The sequence below is a fragment of the Paenibacillus xylanexedens genome (assembly GCF_017874615.1).
Classification (GTDB): domain Bacteria; phylum Bacillota; class Bacilli; order Paenibacillales; family Paenibacillaceae; genus Paenibacillus; species Paenibacillus xylanexedens.
The window spans coordinates 34470-56663 of the sequence record NZ_JAGIKV010000001.1; the positions used below are offsets into that span (position 1 = coordinate 34470).

General features: G+C 46.2%; 22 protein-coding genes and 3 tRNA genes. 3 read left to right on the top strand and 22 right to left on the bottom strand.

The annotated features are described in order from the left end of the window. Nucleotides 1–104: 104 nt before the first annotated feature. The 3 genes from J2Z28_RS00215 to J2Z28_RS00225 all read right to left on the bottom strand — a co-directional run bounded on the left by J2Z28_RS00215 (nucleotide 105) and on the right by J2Z28_RS00225 (nucleotide 4078). Nucleotides 105–3026: an insulinase family protein gene (locus J2Z28_RS00215; RefSeq protein WP_211080755.1), complete on the bottom strand. Its 2922-nt coding sequence runs from the start codon at nucleotides 3024–3026 to the stop codon at nucleotides 105–107. Between the two features lie 280 nt (nucleotides 3027–3306). Next, nucleotides 3307–3392 (bottom strand) — tRNA-Leu (locus J2Z28_RS00220). Between the two features lie 236 nt (nucleotides 3393–3628). Then, on the bottom strand, nucleotides 3629–4078 hold the full coding sequence (locus tag J2Z28_RS00225; protein ID WP_047843724.1) for a general stress protein: 450 nt from the start codon (nucleotides 4076–4078) through the stop codon (nucleotides 3629–3631). Between the two features lie 207 nt (nucleotides 4079–4285). On the opposite strand from J2Z28_RS00225, the gene J2Z28_RS00230 reads away from it, so the two are divergent. After that, nucleotides 4286–4510 (top strand): hypothetical protein, encoded by a 225-nt coding sequence (locus J2Z28_RS00230; protein ID WP_091028538.1) that lies wholly within the window; start codon nucleotides 4286–4288, stop codon nucleotides 4508–4510. Nucleotides 4511–4704: 194 nt separating this feature from the next. On the opposite strand, the gene J2Z28_RS00235 is transcribed toward J2Z28_RS00230, so the two are convergent. Together J2Z28_RS00235 and J2Z28_RS00240 are read right to left on the bottom strand one after the other, a co-directional pair. Then, entirely contained in the window at nucleotides 4705–5187 is a 483-nt protein-coding gene (locus J2Z28_RS00235; protein WP_211080756.1) for a NucA/NucB deoxyribonuclease domain-containing protein, read from the bottom strand. A 109-nt stretch (nucleotides 5188–5296) separates the two neighbouring features. Further along, nucleotides 5297–6445 carry a sensor histidine kinase gene (locus J2Z28_RS00240; protein ID WP_211080757.1) on the bottom strand — a complete coding sequence of 383 codons (1149 nt, stop codon included), beginning with the start codon at nucleotides 6443–6445 and terminating at the stop codon, nucleotides 5297–5299. 313 nt (nucleotides 6446–6758) lie between these two features. On the opposite strand from J2Z28_RS00240, the gene J2Z28_RS31605 reads away from it, so the two are divergent. Continuing rightward, nucleotides 6759–6947, top strand: coding sequence for a DUF6199 family natural product biosynthesis protein (locus tag J2Z28_RS31605; RefSeq protein WP_051447369.1), 189 nt, complete (start codon nucleotides 6759–6761; stop codon nucleotides 6945–6947). A 140-nt stretch (nucleotides 6948–7087) separates the two neighbouring features. Next, the gene (locus tag J2Z28_RS00245; RefSeq protein ID WP_211080758.1) at nucleotides 7088–8311 is read left to right on the top strand and encodes an MFS transporter; all 1224 of its coding nucleotides are present in this window, start codon (nucleotides 7088–7090) and stop codon (nucleotides 8309–8311) included. A 41-nt stretch (nucleotides 8312–8352) separates the two neighbouring features. Here the strand turns inward: J2Z28_RS00245 and J2Z28_RS00250 are convergent, their stop codons facing one another. From J2Z28_RS00250 to pyrF, 17 genes are all read right to left on the bottom strand, one after another. After that, the gene (locus J2Z28_RS00250; RefSeq protein WP_036614785.1) at nucleotides 8353–8682 is read right to left on the bottom strand and encodes a DUF1904 family protein; all 330 of its coding nucleotides are present in this window, start codon (nucleotides 8680–8682) and stop codon (nucleotides 8353–8355) included. A gap of 159 nt (nucleotides 8683–8841) precedes the next feature. Then, the gene (locus tag J2Z28_RS00255) at nucleotides 8842–8964 is read right to left on the bottom strand and encodes a sporulation protein YjcZ (RefSeq protein WP_083679583.1); all 123 of its coding nucleotides are present in this window, start codon (nucleotides 8962–8964) and stop codon (nucleotides 8842–8844) included. A gap of 116 nt (nucleotides 8965–9080) precedes the next feature. Further along, the gene (locus J2Z28_RS00260; protein ID WP_211080759.1) at nucleotides 9081–9755 is read right to left on the bottom strand and encodes a carbon-nitrogen hydrolase family protein; all 675 of its coding nucleotides are present in this window, start codon (nucleotides 9753–9755) and stop codon (nucleotides 9081–9083) included. Between the two features lie 176 nt (nucleotides 9756–9931). Further along, nucleotides 9932–10099: a hypothetical protein gene (locus J2Z28_RS00265; RefSeq protein ID WP_155985131.1), complete on the bottom strand. Its 168-nt coding sequence runs from the start codon at nucleotides 10097–10099 to the stop codon at nucleotides 9932–9934. Nucleotides 10100–10236: 137 nt separating this feature from the next. Beyond that, nucleotides 10237–11793 (bottom strand): tetratricopeptide repeat protein, encoded by a 1557-nt coding sequence (locus J2Z28_RS00270; RefSeq protein WP_211080760.1) that lies wholly within the window; start codon nucleotides 11791–11793, stop codon nucleotides 10237–10239. A 195-nt stretch (nucleotides 11794–11988) separates the two neighbouring features. After that, entirely contained in the window at nucleotides 11989–12411 is a 423-nt protein-coding gene (locus tag J2Z28_RS00275; RefSeq protein WP_074095832.1) for a hypothetical protein, read from the bottom strand. A 182-nt stretch (nucleotides 12412–12593) separates the two neighbouring features. Further along, a tRNA-Ile gene (locus tag J2Z28_RS00280) sits at nucleotides 12594–12667 on the bottom strand. A gap of 56 nt (nucleotides 12668–12723) precedes the next feature. After that, nucleotides 12724–12797, bottom strand: a tRNA-Met gene (locus tag J2Z28_RS00285). A 71-nt stretch (nucleotides 12798–12868) separates the two neighbouring features. Then, nucleotides 12869–13060 carry a hypothetical protein gene (locus tag J2Z28_RS00290; RefSeq protein WP_047843730.1) on the bottom strand — a complete coding sequence of 64 codons (192 nt, stop codon included), beginning with the start codon at nucleotides 13058–13060 and terminating at the stop codon, nucleotides 12869–12871. A 106-nt stretch (nucleotides 13061–13166) separates the two neighbouring features. Then, a complete protein-coding gene (locus J2Z28_RS00295; protein WP_211080761.1) occupies nucleotides 13167–14618 on the bottom strand; it encodes an ABC transporter substrate-binding protein in 1452 nt (483 codons plus the stop codon). A 20-nt stretch (nucleotides 14619–14638) separates the two neighbouring features. Then, a complete protein-coding gene (locus J2Z28_RS00300) occupies nucleotides 14639–15502 on the bottom strand; it encodes an ABC transporter ATP-binding protein (RefSeq protein ID WP_145323112.1) in 864 nt (287 codons plus the stop codon). A gap of 2 nt (nucleotides 15503–15504) precedes the next feature. Further along, nucleotides 15505–18426, bottom strand: a complete 2922-nt coding sequence (locus J2Z28_RS00305; protein ID WP_211080762.1) for an ABC transporter permease — start codon at nucleotides 18424–18426, stop codon at nucleotides 15505–15507. Further along, nucleotides 18426–19535 carry an efflux RND transporter periplasmic adaptor subunit gene (locus tag J2Z28_RS00310; RefSeq protein WP_211080763.1) on the bottom strand — a complete coding sequence of 370 codons (1110 nt, stop codon included), beginning with the start codon at nucleotides 19533–19535 and terminating at the stop codon, nucleotides 18426–18428. The genes J2Z28_RS00305 and J2Z28_RS00310 overlap by 1 nt, the downstream gene beginning before the upstream one ends. After that, nucleotides 19498–20445, bottom strand: a complete 948-nt coding sequence (locus tag J2Z28_RS00315) for an ABC transporter ATP-binding protein (protein WP_211080764.1) — start codon at nucleotides 20443–20445, stop codon at nucleotides 19498–19500. Before J2Z28_RS00315 ends, J2Z28_RS00310 begins: the two co-directional genes overlap by 38 nt. Further along, a complete protein-coding gene (locus J2Z28_RS00320) occupies nucleotides 20375–20767 on the bottom strand; it encodes a hypothetical protein (RefSeq protein WP_211081041.1) in 393 nt (130 codons plus the stop codon). Before J2Z28_RS00320 ends, J2Z28_RS00315 begins: the two co-directional genes overlap by 71 nt. Further along, nucleotides 20718–21359: an orotate phosphoribosyltransferase gene (gene pyrE, locus J2Z28_RS00325; RefSeq protein ID WP_036614805.1), complete on the bottom strand. Its 642-nt coding sequence runs from the start codon at nucleotides 21357–21359 to the stop codon at nucleotides 20718–20720. The genes J2Z28_RS00320 and pyrE overlap by 50 nt, the downstream gene beginning before the upstream one ends. After that, nucleotides 21356–22096, bottom strand: coding sequence for an orotidine-5'-phosphate decarboxylase (gene pyrF, locus J2Z28_RS00330; protein ID WP_280530791.1), 741 nt, complete (start codon nucleotides 22094–22096; stop codon nucleotides 21356–21358). The genes pyrE and pyrF overlap by 4 nt, the downstream gene beginning before the upstream one ends. Between the last annotated feature and the right edge of the window lie 98 nt (nucleotides 22097–22194).

The following is a 22194-nucleotide window of genomic DNA, read 5'->3' on the forward strand; positions in this document are numbered from 1 at the left end:
GTCCCTCCCCATAAGAAAAGGCACTTCTATAAGCTGTTGAAACCAGCTCATAAAAGTGCCTTTCGCTTTGACGCCTATTTGATCCGGAAATAAACGACTAATGCTTAGTTTTTGATTAAATCCAGCGTTTCGTCAAACATTTGTTTCTGTTCCTCAATCTTGTTCTCATTACCGATCACGCAGCGCTGTTGCTGCTCAAGTATGGCCGATAAAAGCTCAGCAAAACCGATAATGTCGCTTTCCTTCGTGTTTAACACTTCGTCACGTTCCTGTTGCAGATCCGCTTCAGTCACATTCGACAGATAACACTCCAGCGAGAATGCTCCTTCGCCATAAGGGGTTCTCGGCGTATCGAGATCCTGGATCGCACCAATGATATAACGCGTCATCTCCCGCTCGTCTGCCCGGAAATCGGTCAAATATTGCGGTATCTCTTCATATACTTTGTACGTTTTATCCAGGTTCGGATCACGATACGATGCAACGTAGCTGTCTCCGTTCCGTCTGAAGCCTGACATACAACCATAAGCTCCGCCTTTGGCGCGGATATTGGTCCACAAGTAATCCAGAGACAGGATACCCTGCAAGACCCGTAGGGAACCGGTGTATTGATATCCTTTGTCGATATAATTGCCTGTTTGCACCACGTACTGCACCTCTGAAGGAGAACGGAATCCTTCCTTATGAGTAGCCGGTGTGGACGTAAACTCTTCCTTGGCAACCTCATGTGTGAACAGCTTCGCTTTCAGATCGAATACCTGTTGCTCCAGTCCTTCATATCCCTGCTCATCCGCAGTATAACTAACAAGCAAGTTCTCCGGTCTGAAAATATACCCCGTCAACTCTTGCAGACTGGAAGATAACTCTTCTTTTCTAGCCTCAAAGTTCGCCTGAAGATCCTCAAGCCACTGGTAAAAGGCAATGCCACTCACAGCTTCTCTGAAATCCGCGACCGCTGAATGTTTGGACGAAGACCGGCCAATTCCCGCAGAGTGTCCGCTATTAATCAGATTACGTTGCAGATTACCTTTCATCTGAGAGATGATCTCATACAATCGCTTCGAATTATCGAATTGGGAAGTGAACACGATTTCTTTGATCATATCAAAGGCAAATCCAAGCTTGTCATACAACACTTTTGCGTTGAACTCATAGGTAGCCTTGAATTCATTGTGCTTATGCGCGTTAGCATAAGATCCAATCCCGCTATGAATACCGCCTGAATGGATGTGGATTTCATTGGACAATTCATTAAACGAGTAGTTTTGAGTATCCACGTAACCCAGTACATTCTTGAGCAATCCTGCATACGGCAGGAGATGACGTGGCACTTCTTTAATATCAAACAGCAGTCTCAGATAACCAATTCCGTTGGTGTACAGGTTATGATGGAGAATGGTTGTGCCGTCGACCTGGTTCACCGTTTGATGCAACGTAGAGGCTTTTGGTTCAATATCTTCAATCGATAACGTCGGAATGACCTGCTGTTGCTCTTTGGTTGAAGGTGTATTCTGATACTCGGCGAGTGCCTCCGTTTTCTGAATCAACGTCTGAACTTCTTCCTCGCTAAGACCGGCTTGAATGGTTTTCAGACGTTCTTTCAACGCTTCTTCTTTGCGTGAGTTCAGCCCCTTATCCGGGGTTAGCGCCACAAAGGAAGTATGTGTGTTTTGCAAAATATATTTCTCAATCAGTTGCTCGAAGTAACCTTCGTTCATTTTTGTCCGCAGTTCAGCAAATACGTCATTGGCTTCCAAATGAGTAAAAGGTGCTTCTTCATCGTACAACCAGCTTTGCAGGGAGGAGAATCCGTAAATCAGGCCTTTCGGCATTCTGCCATAGTCCGCTTCTCTATGATTGAACTCATACGAGTTAATTCCAGCAAGCAGCGCCTTTGGATCAAAGCCTTCTTTTACCACACGCTCAAGCACTTCTTTGACCGTTCCCAAGAAATCCTCTTTGCTCGCCAGATTGCTCTTCTTCAGTCCAACCGTGAACACAGGCTGATACAGGCTATCATCATACGAACCGTAGACGTCCTTGGCAATGCCCTTATCCAGCAACGCCTGCTTCAGTACCGCTCCCGGAGCGTTCAGCAGGGCGTATAACAAAATTTGGAACGAAATGTTCAGTTCCTTATCCAGACTTGTGCCAATTACCGCGTTATAGGTCAAGAAGCTGTTATCCACTTCCGATTCCGTACTTCCCGCAGAGTAAGTCTTAACTGTGTCTACCCGTTCTGCAAAGGCAGGTTGAAGTTGAATGGCCGAATCAATCTCGATTCGATCATATGCACTCAGATAGTTCTCATCCAGCCATTGCAGCTTCTCTTCCATATCCATATCGCCGTAGAGATAGATGTAACTGTTGGAAGGATGATAGTATCTCGTGTGGAAATCCAGCAGCCCCTGATACGTTAGATCCAGAATAGCTTCCGGGAATCCGCCAGACTCGGAGGAGTATGTGGTATCCGGGAAAAGGGAGTTCAGCACTTCTCTGCGCACCATTCGTTCCGGTGAAGAAAAGGCACCCTTCATCTCGTTATATACAACTCCGTTATAGGTTAACTCATCATCTGCAGAGGTCAGATTGTAATTCCAGCCTTCCTGCAAAAATATCTTTTCATTCTCATAAATATTTGTATTCAATACCGCATCCAGGTAAATATCCATCAGGTTATGGAAGTCATGATCATTACGGCTTGCGATCGGGTAGATCGTCTTATCCGGATACGTCATGGCGTTAAGGAATGTATTCAATGAACCTTTCAGCAACTCAACAAAAGAATCCTTGGCCGGAAATTTCTTGGACCCACAGAGCACGGAGTGTTCGAGGATATGGGCTACCCCTGTATCATCTTCCGGAGGTGTGCGGAAACCGATACTGAATACTTTGTTGTCGTCCTGATTGGACAAAAGTACAATTTTGGCCCCGGATTTCTGGTGTTCAAGCAGATACGCATCCGATTTCAGTTCTTCGATTCTGCGCTCCTGTAACACCTTGTATGGCTTAAGCTGTTTCAACATAAACTTGAGTCCTCCGTCCATAAGATTGTTTTATTGGTTTTGTGACTCTATATCGTTCAGCAAGGTAAAGGTAATATATGCCTACAGATAGTATACACCATTGTTCTCTCTCTTCATAAAAGTCAGGTAAATGTCCCTTCTGATATGTATTATGCAGGGTTTATGTTTATGAGCTGCATGGTGATGTGGTCTGCAATGAAGTGACATTCATATTAAAGAACACAAAAAAAGATCGCATGCAGCTTGGTTAACAAGCGTCATACGATCTTTCTTTTTAAGATGCCGAGGACCGGGATCGAACCGGTACGGTAGTCACCTACCGCAGGATTTTAAGTCCTGTGCGTCTGCCAATTCCGCCACCCCGGCAGGATTATGTATTTCTTGGCGACAAGAAATATCTTACCATGAACTAATTAACTTTGCAACACCTTTTATTAAAAATAATAAAAAAATGAAACAGGCACTGCAAGCGTCAGCTCACAGTGCCTAGAAAGTCCGAGTTGCGGTCCCGGACTTCCGGTAAACCAATCTATATTAAGGGAGGTGTGAGATAAGAATACCTCCCCAACATTAAAGAAACCTAAAATCAGCCTTAAATTAAACTAAAAAAGTAAAATAGGTCGAACACGAGCCGCTTCTTCCTCACTGCACTCCACGATAACCAAGATATGGTCCTTTAACAGCCAATCTTCGTAATACCGCGCATCCTCCTCCGAGATCCCCGCTTCAGTCAGTGTAAGCACCAAATCATCGGTCTCACTCCCAATCTCATTACCAGCGAGTCTACGCACTGCATTTCCGATCGACATCGTCTGATCCATTCGCTTCCCCAGACCAGCCAATATGCCTTTCAGAGCGCCAAAGGCACCATCTGTTCCGGCACCCTTCAAAGGTTTGGGCAGCCCCGTCTTTTCGCTCACCAGCTCCAGATTAAGCTGTTCCTTCGCCACCGCTCCTAAATATTTATCCTTAATCCCTTCCTCTTTGACCTTATTCAGCATAATTATAGCCTCGTTCTCGGTACGGGCCAGCCCAATAATCAATTGTGTCATTCCGTTCCCCTCCTTTTACCCTAATATAACCCCGTAATCCCCATTCAAAAACGGCTAATCCACAGCTAAGACAAATCACCTAGAAGAATGTTGATTTCTCTTCTGGAAATCTATACCTAGTTCTGATAGACTAGATAAAGAAGACAAATTAACCATTGAAAACATTGACATATGGATTTAACATCTCATAATCAGGAGCAATGACTTATGAAAAAAGAGGTAGAAATTGCCATCCGGCGCAAGCAACAGATCATGGTTCGTAATACAAGCGGTCAGACGGTAACCGGATTTCCCGAGCGTACCGCTGATACATCCATTCTCTCCTTACGTACGGTTCACGGAAATCTGTGGATACCGTTTGATGAGGTTGAACATGTTACGCGTCTGTTAAGCATCCGTTCTCATCATTTAAGTGGAATGCAACTCGTATAGCCGGCTCTATAATCCTTGAAACTCCAGTTCCAGTATAGATACGTTAACTAGATCTATTTATGCCAGCACTTTATACCAAAAAACCAGACGCATGCACGTCTGGTTTTTCTCTTCTACTTATCCTGTACCATACTGCCACTGCCTCACAAAAAAGGCCTTACTATCCTTTTTTTCTGCCCAACCATATCCTGTTGTTACTTCACTACAAACTTCACTCGCGTTCCATCCGGATATGTACTTAACTGATTCCCTACCCATGAACCTGCACCACGATTATCTTTCGGGGTAATGTACTGGATATCTGCACCTGTTCCTCCCTCAGCACACATCGCCATGGGCCACTCGTCACGATCCTTACCTTTTTTGACTGGAACACCCTTAAGTGATAAATCCCGATTGCCTTCCGCTCCATTACGATCAATGGTGCATACATCCGAATGCCCTGCCTTGATAGCTGCTTTAATATGTTTGGCTGTTTCGGGATAACGCTCTGAAGGGAACGTAATGGTATGGTCTACACTATTATTAGTCCCACCGAATGGATTAGGTATCTCCTCCGGCCATTCTCCCCCAGCCCAGGCATAGAGGGCTACCAGCAGCATCGCTACCAGCGTCAGAACCTGCTTTTTAAAGCCTTGCTTGCCTTTGCGTTTTCTTCTTGTGCGTCTCTTACTCATGCTGTGTCTCCCCCATTCAACACTTGCATTATAACAGAACGCCCGTTCGTAAAACAATCCAATAAAATAAAAAAAACAGCCGAGACCGCCGGCTGTCCTGCTTGATTGATTATCCTACATTGGGAATGGCCTGTTGGCGCAGCAAGGGCAGTGTCACCTCAAACTGTGTACCTTTCCCTTCTGTACTCTCCACCGAAATCTGACCATTCATCAGTTCCAGCAGTTCTTTGCAGATGGTCAGCCCAAGCCCGCTTCCGCCAAATCGGCGCGCATGGGAGATGTCGGTCTGGGTAAATGCATCAAACAATTGTTCGATCTGATGCTGAGGAATGCCAATTCCCGTATCACGCACAGAGAATACCAATACAACGGTATCCATCAGTTGTTGCCTCACATCCACCTGTAATTGCACTTCACCTTGTTCTGTGAACTTAATTGCATTACTCAGCAAATTATCCAGTACCTGCCGAAGTCTTAGCGGATCACCGATAAGCACATCAGGAACATTCAGATCAGCATGACAGAGCAGACGAATTTGTTTATTCCGTGCCGCAGGCTCATGTGTCTTCACAATTTGTTGGATCAGCTTCAACGGCTGAAATTCAATGTTTTCGACATCCATTTTGCCTCTGCCCAGTTTCGCCATATCCAGGCTATTGTTAACGATGTTCAGCAGTGCCTCACTCGATTGACGTGCAAGCTCCAGATATTCTTTCTGCTCATCCGTAGTTTCACCCATACTGGCAAGTTCGATCATGCCCATAATGCCGTTAAGCGGGGTACGAAGCTCATGATTCAGCTTTCCGATGAATTCCAATTGCCCTCTGCTATTCATCTCAGCCATGGAAGTTGCAAACTTCAACTGCTGTTCGGCATACTTCCGTTCAGAAATATCGTATTGAATGCCTACAAAATATAAACACTCTCCGGATTCATTAAAGATCGGATCAATATTCAGTTCGTTCCAGAACTTCTGACCACTTTTTGTATAATTTAAGATATCAATCTTAATGGACTGTTGTTTCTTTAATGCATCACGAATCTGCATTACCGTTTCCGGGTCTGTATCCTGCCCTTGCAAAAATCGGCAATTGTGTCCGACAGACTCTTCATACGTGTATCCTGTCAGTTGGGTAAAGTGTTCGTTTACATACATGAGCGGAAGCTCAGGCAAGGTAGCATCGACCACCGTCACGGAGGATTTCACTTTCGAGATGATAAATTCCCATTGTAATGAGAGTTGATTATGTTGGCTCATGCCTTCCTCCTTCATCTCACACACATTAATGTTTATATATTCTGCAATCGTACATTATAAGGAGAGAAAACTAACCAGTCGGAATGTGTTGATATTAAATCAATATATTTTAATTGTAACATAGTTATTCAAGTCATGTGGTTTATGGGTAATAGTTGATAACTAACATTCCACAATAACCTAACTACTCACCAGGAGGAACATACATGAAATTTCTGTTAATTATCATCATTATTATTTTGATTGTAGTCTTTTTTACCAGACGCAAACGTTAAAATAAGATCCGTTATGTAAGTGAGAAAGGAAGATGGGTATGAGAACCCTCTTTTTTATATTCATGGTACTCTGTATCATCAATCTCTGTTTCCCAAAATTCGGCTGGTATCTGCGCTATGGCTGGATTTCCCGGGGCGAAGCCGAACCCAGCAGGCCTTATATGACTATGGTCAGAACGACCAGCCTGCTGATGTTGCTTATCGCCTTCACACTTGCTATGGCATGAATTATAAGCATTAGAAGATGACTGCCCTGTTGGGCAGTTTTTTTGTGGTGAAATGACGGGAAAATGATAACTTTGTTTGTGGTGCAATGATGACAATGCCCGTAATATAGATATATCGTTTCGGAAAGGACATCATTGGCATGAACATCGCATTTTATCCGTACTGGGCCGCCAAGACGCTGCTCTCGCTTATTAATGTCATATATATTATGGTCATTACTACATTTATATACGGTCTCACTGGATCGGTACTCTCTGCTGCAATGTTTCCACTGATTCAGATCATTACACGCATAATAGCAGGTTTCACTTTGCCATTACTTGTGAACCGTTTCCCATTCTCCAGACTATTGATCAGCATTTCCATAGCCAAAACATTAATCATGACCTGTATAGCCATTTCGTTGAATCAATTAACTTCACAACTGCCGCTTCTATTGCTCGGAGTGGTCATACTATCCTTCTTGGACGGATGGGAAACTCCGTTACTGAAGACTTTAACGCCACGATTGGTTCAAGGTGAAGACCTTATAAAAGCAAATAGCCTGCTATCTTTCTCCAATCAGACTGTAACCATTGTCGGTTACGCCATGACGGGATTCGCCGTGATGAACTGGGGGGCGTCACAGACCTTCTGGGCAGCTACAAGCCTGTCCTGGGCCGTTCTGATCTTCATGATTGCCATGGGCTCGCTCACACGGAATGTAGAACAACCCCAGAAATCTGCTGTATCGCGGAATGTATTAAGGGAAGGTTGGAGTATTCTTTGGAAGAATCCAACCTTACGACTGATTACGCTTATGGACATTGCCCAGGCTCTTGCGGGTTCCATCTGGATCGGAGCTGTTACGCTAGCCTTTGCAAAAGAAGCTCTGGGACGAGGAGAAGGTTGGTGGGGACTCATGAACTCGAGTTACGCTGCTGGAACCATGCTTGGAGGTATTCTGGCTCTTGCACTGGCCAAACGTATTCAGAAGCATCTAATCGCTAGCATAACCATGGGTTCTCTTCTCTTCAGCCTGCTGACCGTCGTTTATGGTCTAAACAACCTGCCATGGCTCGCTCTGGTGTTATGCATACTCATGGGTCCAGTTCATCAGATTCGTGATGTGGCTCAGCAGACAGCGCTTCAGAGCAGTTTACCTGTCGAATCCCTAACCAAGGTATACGCCACCCATGGCGTCCTGATATCCACGGTTATGGGTGTATCCATAGTCATCTTTGGTCTAGTCGCAGATCAACTAGGCGTTCGGTGGGTATACCTTATCGGTGGAGCCTTGTTTATTGTGTCTGCGATATGCTCATTATCGTTGAGCAGGGTTCACAGGAACCAGCCCATTACTAAACATACGAAAAATATGTAAATGAAAAGAGACGAGCAATATTCTGCTCGTCCCTCACAATCTCAATCCAATCGATAATCTGTCAGCGGCTTGCCTTTTTTATAATACAAAGTAGGTGACAATATATTGAAGAAAATATGCACATCCGGCATGTATGCTTCTTCCAAAATAGCTTGCACCGACGATGCAATCCGATTATGAATCTCCTGGTCACGTTGAAACATCAAAATCTCTATAGAAGCCGGAGAAGGTGTTAGCGCTTGTACATCATGACGCTCTGCCTTCATTCTCTCCCTTGGAATATGAGTAATTAGGGCCATCTGCTCTGTAATTTGAGGTACAACTTCCTCTAGCTGAGGACCTGTGAATCCTTTAAAGCGAATAAACGGCATTGCTATCCCTTCAATCTCTGTTAATAGTCTCTTATGTGATTTTAAGCACATTGTTTTCAGTTGTCAAATGTCATGGATGGCATATGTTGCTTCTTATAAATAGGAAAAGCCCCGCTGAAGTCTCAGCGGAGCTACTGTTTGTACGTTTCTACACGTGACTTACAGCCAGAAAGATTTTGTGATGATCACGAGCAGGATGAAAAGCACGAGAATTGCACTTGTGGAAGTCCATCCGCCGCCGAATCCACCAACATTGCCACAACCGTATCCAACTTGACTCATTTGATTGGCCTCCTTTGAATTTCAAGGTATGCCATAACATATGCGTATTTCGCGCAAGTGACAGGGCGAATCGGCAAGTTCATCAGCCCATTCATCTGGGATTCATACCCGTTAATTTAACCGGATGGGGCTATGGAAATTTTCAGTTGTTTTTCTTGTGACTCCTGAGGTGAAGGGTCTGTATTTCCTCTGTCCAGAAGGATTGTACGAGTACGTGTATCACTTCGGGATGCCAGAACAACCTCTCCATCAGGTGTTATGCAATAGGCGATTGGAATGGAGATCTCGCTATCACGGTACGAACCATCCGCATGGCTTGTCCCCATGACAATACATTGATGCTTCAAGGCGATCTGCCGAGCCTCTTCGACCCACTCACTGTACTGCTCTTCACTGAACATGCCCACACCAATGGAATGCATCACAATGTCCACATTTTCTATATTCTCGTTGCGAAATCCTTGCAGGACCAGCTCATCACACAACAAAGTGCTTATTACCAAACCCTGTTCCTCAACCGTCTCAGCAGGTGTATATTTAGCTTTCTCCAATACAATCTCTCCAGCCTTACTGATGATAATCGATCGGTCCTTTGGACGTTCGTGCAACCTGCGATGACCTGATACAATCATGGTCCCATATTCAGCCGCCAACCTGCAAGCTTCCTCAACATTCTGGTTCAGATAACCTTCAGGAAAAAACAATATATCCGCATCAGGATGTTGCTTGAGTTCGGCTTCAAGCTGCAACAAATCCTGTTCGAGCCTCGGTTGTCCGATGATAATTTTCATCTGGCATCCCCCATTCATAAATAAAAGCCGGTTCATACCTGAATAAGGTACGAAACCGGCTTAAAGGTTGTACTGACAGAACAGAACTCCTGCTCACCGTACTTCGCTTCAAGAGTAATTGGTTCTCATGTTATTGCTCGGTGAAACAATTACCTTTACAGTTGAATGATATGTAGTTAGGCATTTCTACGTTCAATACTATCATAGATGGCCTGCCCATCATAGCTTCGATCTGTAGCGATATCTTTCACCAATAGGACACTGTTTTCATTTCCAGATAAGATACTCAGTGCCCCCAGCACCCAAGCAAGTGGATATAATGCAACGGATAACATTTTCTTCATAACTCTGTCTCCTTTTCTGCTTAAACAGATGATTGGTTGAATATCCCATTAATACGATTACACCCCAAATAAGTTTCAATTTTATATACAACCATAACCAACATTTTACATACAGGAGACAAACTAAATTGTTCCGTTCAGATCAACTCGAAACTCTGGAGCAACGCTACTGCCTCTTCATGATCAGGTTCCAGAGCCAATACTTTATGCGTATATGACAGGGTTTCTTCTTCCAGTTCAAGTTCGTAACAGCACACAGCCAAATCGTATAAGACCGCTGGATTATGGTTACTCGGATCTGCAACCAATGATATCTCCAGAAACCGCTTGGCATCCTCATACATATACATCTCATATAATAGCTGCCCTGCCAGAAATGCGAGCCCCCCTTGCTGCTCCATCACATAGTAGGACGACCACATTGTATGAATTCCAGACTGAATATCGAGCATTTCCTCATCACTTGCATCAGGAAGAAGACCGGAAATGTGTGTCGCACTGTGGATCAGGAACTCGGCATCATATCCACCCAGACGCCAAAACGGTAAAATATGCTTTAACTCCATACTCTCTATTCGAGAGTCTACCCATTGTTTCATGCTGAAAAAGTCATCCGGTCCAAACCGTTCAACAAATCGATGGTAGGCCAGACGTGTGTTCACATAACTGATGGGTTCGTCCACCATCAACATACACCCAACATTCAGATCTTTATAATGATGTGTTGTGAATCGTGTATGGGCACCCTGTTGTTCCAAGACATATTGAATGGCATGGTAGTTAGCCGTTAGAGAAAAACTCCCGTGAAGAACAAATTCAGGTGGCTCTGCAAACTTCCAGTTATCCAGGCGATGATCCCCTTTATCAGCGGTAATCAACACATAACCTGACTGTGACAGCTTGTTCAACCGTTCGAGACAGGACAACCCGATTGCAGGGAACAGAATGTGCGAATCCTCCAGTTCCTCTTTGTACAATGTAATAAGCTCCTGATACGGATAGTTATCCGCACTGTATTCCGGTGCTCGGCGATACTCATAACTCAGCGTCATGTTCTTCAGCATCTCAGCGGGATCAAGATCAAGACGACGATCCGGAGACTGAACAAGCAGATCGCACTCATAGATCTCGCCATCCCCAATGTAGATTAATTCCTGCGGAATGCTGTCAAAAAAGTAATTGGCAATCAACAACAACGGTTGTTTCAGATCACCGGGCCGAATAACCGTGCCTGCAACGACCAGATTCAATTCCGTATCCGCTACAGCGTCAAAACGTGCAAAATCCACTATACCTTGTTGAATAAAGGATTGCATGGATGGATGCTCCTGCCAACCCAGCACATTCTCCGCTACGAGATCCGTCATCACATATCTGAAAGGCGGTAACTGTATTCCAGCAAATTCCTTTAACTCAAGCAGTTTCAGGAGAACTTGGTGTGCCAAACGCCCTACACCCGCTCCAAGTTCAAGAATGGTTACGGTCTCGCTGATCTTTCCTTTGTTCGAGAGGTCCTGAAGAAAACCAAAGATTATCTCTGCATACGCCGTGGCAATCAACGGATTACTGGTAATATATTGAGGGACTTGGTTCTCTGTCCAAGCTTGTAGCCCCTTCTGCTCATAATAAGCTCTCTGCCAATCCCATACCGGAGCTTCACTGTAACGAAAACGTTGACTTTCATTTGACGTCATTAAACGGAAACCTGCTTTCTATCACTAATTTCATACGTTTCTCAGATGTTCACGTTTTATCTGATGTCCAATATCATTCAATCTCTGTAATGCATTATATCATAGAACCCTACCTACTCGATGAAGTTCAGTTTTCCCCTTCAACAGGAAAAAAACCTGCTTTTGAGGGCAGGTCAATTGATGTCTTTCATTTAATTAGTCGGAATACACGGCTCCATCAAAGTTCTCAGGGCCTACACGGATCGTACCGAGCAAGTTGGAACTGATAAATGCAGTGTACGTCAATTGAGGTGTGATAGGCGGATTGAAATCATCCGCAGAGAACGTAATAATCTGAGGTGCAAGGACACTCAAGCTGAACGTAGACGTTGCGGAATAGATCACAGGGTCCGTAGACAAAGTCCCCCTAACAATTGTGATGGTTACACCAACGAGTGCCAAAGGAAGTTGCACAGACACCGTTCCTTTGAATTGTACCCGTGGGTTTGCCCCTGCTCCTGCTGTTTGCAGACCAATCTGGCCGAATAATTGTGGTGTATTAATAACCAGAATTGGTATTGCAATAGAGTTAGCCAAACTCGCATTCTGAGATGTTCTTGCATCAAGAAATTGACTCATGAAATCTACCTCCTATGGGTTGGGATAAGGTAGTATATGCGAGATTTGAGATATGGCATGGACATACATCGTGATTCGAAAAAAAGGGCATACTAAAAAGACACCATTAACAAGATACCTTTTCCTCTAGAGCTTATATGCAGACAGAAAAAAACCCTTGCTAGGCAAGGGTTTTAAGAGTATGGGCCCTACAGGACTCGAACCTGTGACCAATCGGTTATGAGCCGACCGCTCTAACCAACTGAGCTAAGGGCCCTAGACATAATGTATAACGTGCAGATGATGGCTGTGAATCATCCAAGTGAAACTAAATTGCGGGGGCAGGATTTGAACCTGCGGCCTTCGGGTTATGAGCCCGACGAGCTACCGGGCTGCTCCACCCCGCGTCAGTAAGAAATATTAAAACAGCGACTTAATTAATATACACCATTCTATCCCAATAAGTCAAGGGGTAATGTCAGGGAATAAAACGTACACCATAACGTCCTTTACGTGATCGATAAACTTCCACTTCTGCTGGTTCATTATGACCGTAAATCCATCCATCCTGCTCCATACGTTTGGCCAGACATCCTGCCTGAAATTTGGTTGCATACAACTTGCTGAAATATACCCAGTGCATACCGCTCGTCCTTTCCGGAGTCGTCATTTATTCCTGCTTTTTGTAGAATACCCCATTTTCATAAAAATAGCCGCCAAAGATTAAAATCTTCAGCGGCTATCCTTAACTTATGATGTGACTACTTCATCAAATCTCATTCAAACGTAGCTTTGGGATCCTTTTTCAATTTCTCCAGCATCTCGTTTCCTTTAGCTGCCCACTCACCAAGTGCTTCTTTTGGTGTCTTTTTGTTCTCTAGTACCTGGTTGAAATATTCCATACCTTTTTCATTGACTTGCCATAAACCTGGGGATTTTTGATACATTTTATCCAGATTGGTATTTGTTGGCGGAATCGGCTTCAGCGAATAGAATGCTTGAATGTTATAATCCAGGCCGTCTTTGGGCTTAATGAAACTCTTCCGTGATACCATCTCATAGCTGCTGCGTGCTTTAATCTTAGCCCAGTCCTCACTGTTCATGTACTTGATCAGTTCCCACGCATCATCCGGGTTCTGAGCCGCACTATTAATCGCCATGAGGTTGCTCAAGTAGATGCTGCCTCCAATTTCAGGAGCTTCCGGGTGAACTGGAGGTGTTACCACATCCCAATCCACTTTCGTAAAGTCTTTCATTTTATCCGCATTTTTATTAGCATCAATTAATTGATTAATATAGCTGTAATCACCAATAGCCATGGCTGCCTTGCCGCTCAGGAACAGGTCACCCTGTACTGGATCATAACGTCCACTCGGATTCTGATCCTGCGGTTCGTCGCCTTTAGGAATAACTTTGTCAATCGCAAGTTTGCTGATGGTGCTCCACACTTTCTCCCATTGAGGAGAATCTACTGTCATCTTCTCTGCTTTGTCATCAAACGTCTTCAGTTGCAACGAGCTGTAGTACTGCTGCATGGAGTAGTACGGCGAACCACCCTGATATGTCGTGAAGGTGAAACCAAATACGTGATCTTTACCTTCACCTTTTGTAAGTCGGGTACCCAGATTGAAAATATCGTCCCAAGTCATATTGTCCGTTGGTGGTTCAACGCCTGCTTTTTCAAACATACCCTTGTTATAGAACAAAGCCGAGGAGGAAAACGTTGGTGTCAATGCATAGATGCTCTGGTCCCCAAGGTCCTTAATTCCCTCCAGCACACTAGGCACAATATCACTGGTATCAAACTTGTCTTCCTGCATCAATGGGTCCAGCTGTTTGACCAGATTCTCCTGAATTAATGATTTGACTGTAGAGGTATCCGCCACGATGACGTCAACCGGATTATCCCCAGTCATAATCTTCTTCAGACTTTCCATCGTATCCGGAGCTTCCTGCTGTTCTTCTGTGTTACCGTACCCATACATGCTGCTCTGATCAACGGCAGCAACAATCTCGATCGTTACATTGGGGTGTGTCAGTTCAAAAGCATCGGTAAATTGCTGACGGAAGTAACTGTCATCCTGTCCGCCCCACATCGTAGCCACACGCAATACGCGCTGCTCCGTATCCTTGGCCTCACTTGCCGTACAACCGGCAATCAGCGGCATTGCCAGCGTTGCTGTAGCCATGACGGCTAAAACACGTTTTCCCCACATACTGTTCTTCATATCCCAGTTCCCCCTCTTAATTATCTTGGCGGTGTAATAACAATGCGTTCACCGTCAAATTCCAATGTAGCCCGGTTATCAATGGATAAGGCCTCCAGATACTCTTTAGGCACCTGAAGTCGCCCTGCACGGTCAATAATGACAAATGCTTCGTGAATGTCCGGCATACCCGCCTCGGACAAGCTGTGTTCATCATCCAGATTCGGGTTGCGCTTCACAAACTCGGTACTGGTCAAGCCGTCCCGGATCGCTACGATCCGGTCTACCTTGCCAGCAAGCGTCAAGTCATGGGTAACGATGACAATCGTAACGCCGAGTTCCTTGTTCATTCTTCGGAAAATGCCCATGATTGTATCACATGTCTCGGAATCGACCGAACCGGTAGGTTCATCTGCAAGCAGAATTTTGGGACGATTGGATAATGAGATCGCAATCGCTACCCGTTGCTGCTCTCCTCCTGACAATTGATGCAATTTGTTATGCATCCGATCCTTGAGACCAACCCATTCGAGCAACTGTTTCGCGTAAGCACGATCACGCTTGCCTCCCAGAATCATGGGAGTCTCCACATTTTCCAGTGCAGTGAGATAAGGCAGCAAGTTACGACCGTTATTTTGCCAGATAAAACCTACCGTGTGACGTTTGTATTCGACCAATTGGGCATCTGTCATTTTCAGCAAATCCCAGTCTCCCACAACAGCCGTACCAGCTGTAGGACGATCAAGTCCGCCCAGAATATTCAGCAGCGTGGATTTACCGCTACCGCTGTTCCCGATGATGGCCATCATTTCACCTTGATTGACAGTCAGGTTGAGACCCTGAAGGGCAACGACTTCCACATCGCTGGATTTAAAAATTTTGACAAGTCCTTCGCATTGGATCACGTTTACCTCTCCTCTCCCATTTTGACCGCCTGGTGAACCCGCAGCCTGCGAATCTGCCAGAGCAACATCGTTGCACCAATGACCAGCATCACCACGGTGACCCCATACAGTTGCAACATATCTTGCTGTTCAAACACAATCCGGAACGGAGGTACCTGAGCAGATACATTATCCGTCGTTTGCAGGAATGGCAGGAATAAACGACTGGATACCTGACCAATCCCAATACCTAGCAGGATCGATAACCCCGCTGTGAACACCTGCTCCAGCAGCAGCATACCGCTCAGTTGTGCGCGTGATAACCCCATGGCTCGTAATACACCAAACTGCACAACACGTCCGGAAAGGTTGAAGAACCAGTACAGCACGTATCCGATCAACGAGATAATAACCGATACCAGGAATCCAAGGCTCAGTATCCCGAATACGCCACCTCTTGACGGATGTTTAGCCTGAGATACCAATTCAGTACGTACGTCACGTACAGATGATAACTCAATGCCTTCTGCTGCGAGTTTCCCCATTAGTGGAGCCACTTTGGCATCCGGTTCCATTTTCAGCCACACCTCATAAGGAATCAAAGGTACCTGATCATAGATATAATCCAGATTCGCCACGAAAAATGGCATCTGATCCGGATACTGGGCGGGCCAGTAAGGAATGATCCCAAAGACTACGAATTCAATCGCCTGTCCCTGTACACCCATGGAGACGAGATCTCCAGTTTTGAGTTTGAACTTGTCAGCAAATTTGGAAGAGATCAATACAGCCCCTTCATATTTACCAAGCAAGTCAAGGTACTTGTAGGGATGTGCCGGGAACAGATCGTTGCGGAACCATGCCACTTGAGCAAAATCCACATTATCAATTCCGACCAGCATCCCCTGTCCGCCCGATTTACCAGAGACGATAATATTGCCTTTGGTCTGCAGCACGCGTGCTGCATGTTCAACTCCGTCTAATCTGCGGAACACTTCGAATGGAGGTTCGGAGTAGATGACTTTGGATGGCTGCGAAGAACCGCCGCCACCACCTGGAGCACCACCACCGCCGTTGCCTCCGCCGGAACCACCACCAGCAGAACCTCCTCCTCCATTGCCACCACCTTGTTGACCTCCACCCGTACCGCCGTTCTGTCCGGAACCACCGGGTTTAACCTCAGGTGTTCCTTCCCACACAGTCTGCATAATCACATCAGAACCATAACGGTACAAGGTACGCTCAGTGGAATTCAGATCAATTGTCCGAGCCGCAGCCGAGTTGTACACCCCAAGTCCCAGTGTCAGTACAAGGAGGATCATCAGCGGATAATATGAAGAAGATGAACGCGATAATTGTGTTAATGTCAGATACAACGGGACCGGGAGAAACTTGCGACCGATCAACTGAATAAGCTTTAATATCCACGGGAACAAGCGCAGGAAGAATAGTCCGAGCGCAAAGATCGCGAGTGCGGGTACAAAAAACAGAAACGGCTGTACCTGCAACTGATCCGTTGTCATTCCGGTCTGGAAGGTCAACATCTGACGTTCATAGAACAGGTAGTATCCATATCCGGCCAGACCCAGCAACACAACGTCCAGGAACCAGCGCTGCCATACTGGAGCACGGTCTGTCCGTGCTTGCCGCCGTTTGGCAGATACAATGGTTGCCCGTGCATAGGTTATCGCAGGGATAAGTGATGCGATGATCGCAACAAGGACCGCTGCTACGCCCAGGAGAATAGCTTCTTTTGATACACCGATCGGAATAGACTTCCGATCTACGAACGAGAGAAAGCCACTTGCTGAACCGATACTCTTGGCCATGAACCAACCAAGCAACGGCCCAATAACCAGCGCAATAGCGCCCAGAAATATGCCTTCAAGCAGGTAGAGAGAGAAGATCTGCCGAGCTGAAGCTCCACGGCTACGCAATACCGCAATATCACTCTCTTGCTTTTGTAATGACTGTCTGGCGTTCATCGCAATAAAATAAAAGACCATCGCAATCATCGGTGCTGCCAAGGTAAACAACATCGTCTGCAACTGCAGACTCTGACTGCGGAACTGCTTGAGCAGATCACCAAAGGTGATGTCCACTTTTGTATCTTTCAGCCGCTGGTACAGATCGATATCCAGCCTTTCCAGCATGGAAGTCAGACCTGATAACTGGCTGGTTTGAATTTCTTTCAGATCAAAGGCATAATACCAACGTGAATTTTGAAGTGGAATCCCTTTTTCCTTCAGTAAAACATCATTAAAAACCGATTCATCCACATAAAGTCCATTCATCATGCCGTCAAATCCTTGTACCCAGTAAGGGCTGTTCGGATCATCTGCCTTGAAGGAACCCGTAATCTTCACACGTAACGTGATATCAAGACCGCTATACACCGGATATTCCAGAATGTCACCGATATGCAGGTCGTTACGGTACATTCCCTCTTCCAACATGACTGCCTCGATCATGTCATCTTTGACCTGGTTTCCAGGTTTCACCCCGGCAGAGTAATTCACCTGTGCATCCAGCCCACTCATCGTACCCAGACTCATACTGCGCGCCCTGCTGGCATCCACTTTGGTTGGATCTTCCGGGCTCACCTCTGTGCTGCGAATGGATCTCGAATTCACATACGTATGAAAAGGAAACCCGATGTCGCGAGGAACATCCTCACGAATATAACGATCTACTTCATCCAGACCCCGTGTGTCTGTCTTCACGCCACCGGGTGCCTGATAACTCATAAGCAACGAACCAGCTGGCAACCCTTCACTGTTATCCTGCAGCGTTTGCGCGACGACCCGTTTCAACGCACCATCGGCATACATTGGAATACTGACGGTGAACGCTACCGCCACAATCAATCCGATCAGTGTGCTGAAGGTCATCCAGCGGGTGTTCCACATTTTGCGGAACAGCAGCCGAAGCAATGGCAGCCCCATTAGCGTCCCACTACTTTCTGACCTACGGTCAGACCTTTCAGAATCTCGACATCTGTCGATGTCTGCTGTCCAACTTCAACGTCCACTTCACGCTTGCTGCCATCACTCTCCACGACTTGTACATACGTTCTTGAACCGATGGAGCGTAAAGCGGATACAGGAATCACAATCGCGTTCTCGGTACGCTGCGTTACAATCGAGACCGATAGTGGTGTGCCACGTTCCACGCCTTTTGGCATTTTTGCAAGTGTAACGATAACATACTTATCCAGCGTTTCCTTGGTTGGAGGTGTCCCGCCTTCCCCCGTTCCTTCGCCACTGCCGCTTCCCGATGCTTCCGCGATAGGCATGACTTTAATTTTGCCAGCGACTTTACCGGCTCCATTAATATCTACTTCTGCCTTCATACCCGCTGAGAACTTCTCCAGATCTTCCTTGGCAAAGGTTGCAGCCACAACCAGATTCGATGTATCCGCAATCGTAGCAATCGGATCATACGCTTTCACAGCTGCACCCTTCTCTACCTGCACAGCAATAACGGTGCCGCCAAACGGAGCGGTCAACGTGGCTTTGCCCAGTTGTTCCTCCAGATCAGCGAGTTCCTGGCGTAGTTCTTCAAACGCAATCGTTGATTCTTCGAACTCTACCGGGTCCATCTCATCCTTCTTGCGGAGTGTTTCCTTCATTTGAACTTCGGATTTGCGAATAGCCAGTTTCTTGCCACGGATTTCCTTCTCTACACTCTCCACATCGAGCACAGCAAGAAGTTGACCCTTTTTCACTTTATCCCCTGGTTTAACATTTAACTCTTTGATATGCATGCCATCAAGCGTGAAGTACACCTTCTCTTCCCGCTGACTCATCATCTTGCCACTACCACTTACTTTTTTCTCCAACGTTTCCGTCCGGACTTCATATTCCGGTTTCTTGGAGATCGTTGGTGGTGTAATAGGCGGAAGTACTTCTTCCTCTGTTTCTGACGGCAGCAATGAGCAGCCGGACATCGTTGCAACCATTATCGCACCGAGTACAATAATCGCTGCGCGTTTCCCCCTCTTCGGAGCGGCCTCTTTACCTGATAAATCTGCCGTCCGCCATTTCATAAACATGGTCCGCAACCTCCAAAATTGTAGGATCGTGTGTAGTCATACATATTGTTACTTGTTCTACTTCAATAATATTGCGGAATACGGCCATGACCTGAGCGCCCATCTTGGAATCCAGTTCCGCTGTAGGTTCATCCGCAAGCAACAATCTGGGTCTATGGGCAATCGCCTTGGCTATAGCCACCCGCTGTTGCTCTCCCCCGGACATCTCGAAAGGTCGGTGCTTCACCCGTTTGGATAGTCCAACCAGATCCAGACAGTGACCAACCCTGTCCTTCCACTCCGCTCGCGGAACGTCCGCCATTCGCAGCGACAGTTCTACATTTTCCCAAGCAGATAATAAGGGCATGAGTGCATACGCCTGGAAAATAAAACCGATCTCTTTGCGCCGCAAAGCGGTCCGCCGCCGGTCTCCCCAATCCTGAAGAGGCTGACCAGAGAACAGAATGTCTCCACTTGAAGGCTGATCCAGTCCACCGAGCATATTCAGCAGTGTTGTTTTGCCTGAGCCCGATCGCCCCTTCAGCATGACCAGTTGTTGCGGATTCACTTCCATATCAATGCCTTTGAGCACATGGATAATGCGACTGCCTGTCTGGAAACTGCGATGCACGTTACGCACCTCCAGTACAGGTCCATCATATGGAGGCAGCATATCCTTCTTTGGTTTGATCTTCTTCTGGGGTTCATCAACGGTAGTGACAGCAGCTGCAGCCACTTCATCTGAAGCGATTTCACTTTCAGGTAACGGAGTTTCACTCGTCGGGTAATCATGTTCATTGTTGTATGTATTTTCCCCCGACTCCGTCGATGCCTCCAACGGTGTTTCCCCCTGTTGATGTTCATCGCCTGACTGGCTCTTGGCAGGTCTTTTTCTGAGAAATAAATTCTTCATGCCAGCAATCACGCTCATCCTTTCTTGAAATCCCGTTCATTTCTTCAAAAAACCTAAAATTAGAAATCTGTTCCATCCTACACTGAATTATAAACGACCGATCCCAACTAAAAGTTACAAGCTTTTTACAACGGTAGCGGGAAAAAGTTAATATTTTGATGAACAAACGAAAAAAGCACCCCAAAGTGCGGGATGCCTCTTGCATATTCGATGGTTTTGCCGCTATGACGGCAATCATTACAATTTTGATACCGTTCATTCCTGAACATTTTTTCGAGCTATCAATGATATTATTTACCAAATGAAGAAGGATCTTCACGCCAGGATTTGAGCAATTCAAAATCACTCTCCTGAATCGTTCCCTGAGCCAAAGCCACATCCATCAGCGCCGTGTAATTAGACAACGTCTGAAGTGGAATTCCTGCGTCTTCGAATGCTTTCACACCTTTATCCAGCTGGTAGCTAAAAATGGCAAGTACGGCGAGCGGTGTTGCACCTGCTACACGTACAGCTTCGGCTGCTTTGATCGAACTGCCACCTGTAGAGATCAGATCTTCAATGACAACCACTTTCTGTCCTTCGGTAATCAGACCTTCGATCAAGTTCTCCTTGCCGTGTCCTTTCGCTTTATCACGAATGTAGGCCATCGGCAGATCCAGCTTCTGAGCCACCCAGGCAGCATGCGGGATACCTGCGGTTGCCGTACCTGCAATGACTTCTGCATCCGGGTATTGGTTACGAATGATTGTTGCAAAGGCTTCAGCGATATCGTTGCGAATCTCGGGATAGGACATCGTTAAGCGGTTATCGCAGTATATCGGTGATTTGATGCCGGATGTCCATGTAAATGGCTGCTGTGGACGTAACGCCACGGCTTTAATTTTCAACAGTTGGGAAGCAATATGATTTGGAATCTCATTTAGTTCGATCATGCGTTCAACATCTCCTTCAAAATGGTTTCTGCCGCTTCACGCGGATTGGGAGCGCCTGTAATGGGTCTGCCTACTACAATGTAATGACTGCCTCTGGCGATGGCTTCACCCGGCGTCAAGACGCGTGTCTGATCTCCCAGACCGCTACCCGCTGGACGAATTCCTGGTGTAACGGTATGAAAAGCACTGCCACACGCTGCCCGAATTGCGGGCACTTCCAGCGGGGAAGCAACAACCCCATCCAGTCCGGCCTCTTGGGCTAGTCCTGCATAACGGACCACAGCAGCTTCCACACTTCCCGGGATGCCAATCTCGTTATTCATCGTTTCCAGACTTGTACTGGTCAGTTGTGTGACTGCAATGATCTCAGGTCTCTGTAGAGAAGGATCAGCAACTATAGCTGCATCAGCCCCTTCACGTGCAGCACGCATCATGAGGGCTCCACCTGCTGCATGTACATTGAACATGTCTACACCCAGACGTGTGATACTCTCAGCTCCGCCACGAACGGTGTTGGGAATGTCATGCATTTTCACATCCAGAAAAACGGAGTAGCCTTTGGATTTCAGCTCCCGAATAAAGTCCGGTCCTGCTGCGTAGAACAGCTGCATGCCCACCTTCAGATAACAGGGAATACCTTCAAGGGCTTGTACCAATGCTTTCGCTTCTTCCGCTCCAGAGTAATCCAGTGCCACCATCAGACGGCCAGCCATTTCATTGAAATTCGTGTGATTCATCACCAGCGCTCCCCTCCACTTGCTCATTTTTCCGTTTTTGCCCGATATAAAGGACATCCCGCCAGCCCGCAGGCTGACTGATGTCCTTCATCAGAGAC

What these genes read in the sequence shown, in the direction of transcription:
- J2Z28_RS00265 (WP_155985131.1), bottom strand. Translation starts at nt 10,099, where the DNA reads ATGAAGAAAATGTTATCCGTTGCATTATATCCACTTGCTTGGGTGCTG.
- J2Z28_RS00255 (WP_083679583.1), bottom strand. Translation starts at nt 8,964, where the DNA reads ATGAGTCAAGTTGGATACGGTTGTGGCAATGTTGGTGGATTCGGCGGC.
- J2Z28_RS00215 (WP_211080755.1), bottom strand. Translation starts at nt 3,026, where the DNA reads ATGTTGAAACAGCTTAAGCCATACAAGGTGTTACAGGAGCGCAGAATC.
- J2Z28_RS00245 (WP_211080758.1), top strand. Translation starts at nt 7,088, where the DNA reads ATGAACATCGCATTTTATCCGTACTGGGCCGCCAAGACGCTGCTCTCG.
- J2Z28_RS00260 (WP_211080759.1), bottom strand. Translation starts at nt 9,755, where the DNA reads ATGAAAATTATCATCGGACAACCGAGGCTCGAACAGGATTTGTTGCAG.
- J2Z28_RS00275 (WP_074095832.1), bottom strand. Translation starts at nt 12,411, where the DNA reads ATGAGTCAATTTCTTGATGCAAGAACATCTCAGAATGCGAGTTTGGCT.
- pyrF (WP_280530791.1), bottom strand. Translation starts at nt 22,096, where the DNA reads ATGAATCACACGAATTTCAATGAAATGGCTGGCCGTCTGATGGTGGCA.
- J2Z28_RS00250 (WP_036614785.1), bottom strand. Translation starts at nt 8,682, where the DNA reads ATGCCGTTTATTCGCTTTAAAGGATTCACAGGTCCTCAGCTAGAGGAA.
- J2Z28_RS00310 (WP_211080763.1), bottom strand. Translation starts at nt 19,535, where the DNA reads ATGTTTATGAAATGGCGGACGGCAGATTTATCAGGTAAAGAGGCCGCT.
- J2Z28_RS00295 (WP_211080761.1), bottom strand. Translation starts at nt 14,618, where the DNA reads ATGAAGAACAGTATGTGGGGAAAACGTGTTTTAGCCGTCATGGCTACA.
- J2Z28_RS00235 (WP_211080756.1), bottom strand. Translation starts at nt 5,187, where the DNA reads ATGAGTAAGAGACGCACAAGAAGAAAACGCAAAGGCAAGCAAGGCTTT.
- J2Z28_RS00240 (WP_211080757.1), bottom strand. Translation starts at nt 6,445, where the DNA reads ATGAGCCAACATAATCAACTCTCATTACAATGGGAATTTATCATCTCG.
- J2Z28_RS31605 (WP_051447369.1), top strand. Translation starts at nt 6,759, where the DNA reads ATGAGAACCCTCTTTTTTATATTCATGGTACTCTGTATCATCAATCTC.
- J2Z28_RS00305 (WP_211080762.1), bottom strand. Translation starts at nt 18,426, where the DNA reads ATGGGGCTGCCATTGCTTCGGCTGCTGTTCCGCAAAATGTGGAACACC.
- pyrE (WP_036614805.1), bottom strand. Translation starts at nt 21,359, where the DNA reads ATGATCGAACTAAATGAGATTCCAAATCATATTGCTTCCCAACTGTTG.
- J2Z28_RS00225 (WP_047843724.1), bottom strand. Translation starts at nt 4,078, where the DNA reads ATGACACAATTGATTATTGGGCTGGCCCGTACCGAGAACGAGGCTATA.
- J2Z28_RS00230 (WP_091028538.1), top strand. Translation starts at nt 4,286, where the DNA reads ATGAAAAAAGAGGTAGAAATTGCCATCCGGCGCAAGCAACAGATCATG.
- J2Z28_RS00270 (WP_211080760.1), bottom strand. Translation starts at nt 11,793, where the DNA reads ATGACGTCAAATGAAAGTCAACGTTTTCGTTACAGTGAAGCTCCGGTA.
- J2Z28_RS00315 (WP_211080764.1), bottom strand. Translation starts at nt 20,445, where the DNA reads ATGAGCGTGATTGCTGGCATGAAGAATTTATTTCTCAGAAAAAGACCT.
- J2Z28_RS00290 (WP_047843730.1), bottom strand. Translation starts at nt 13,060, where the DNA reads ATGACGACTCCGGAAAGGACGAGCGGTATGCACTGGGTATATTTCAGC.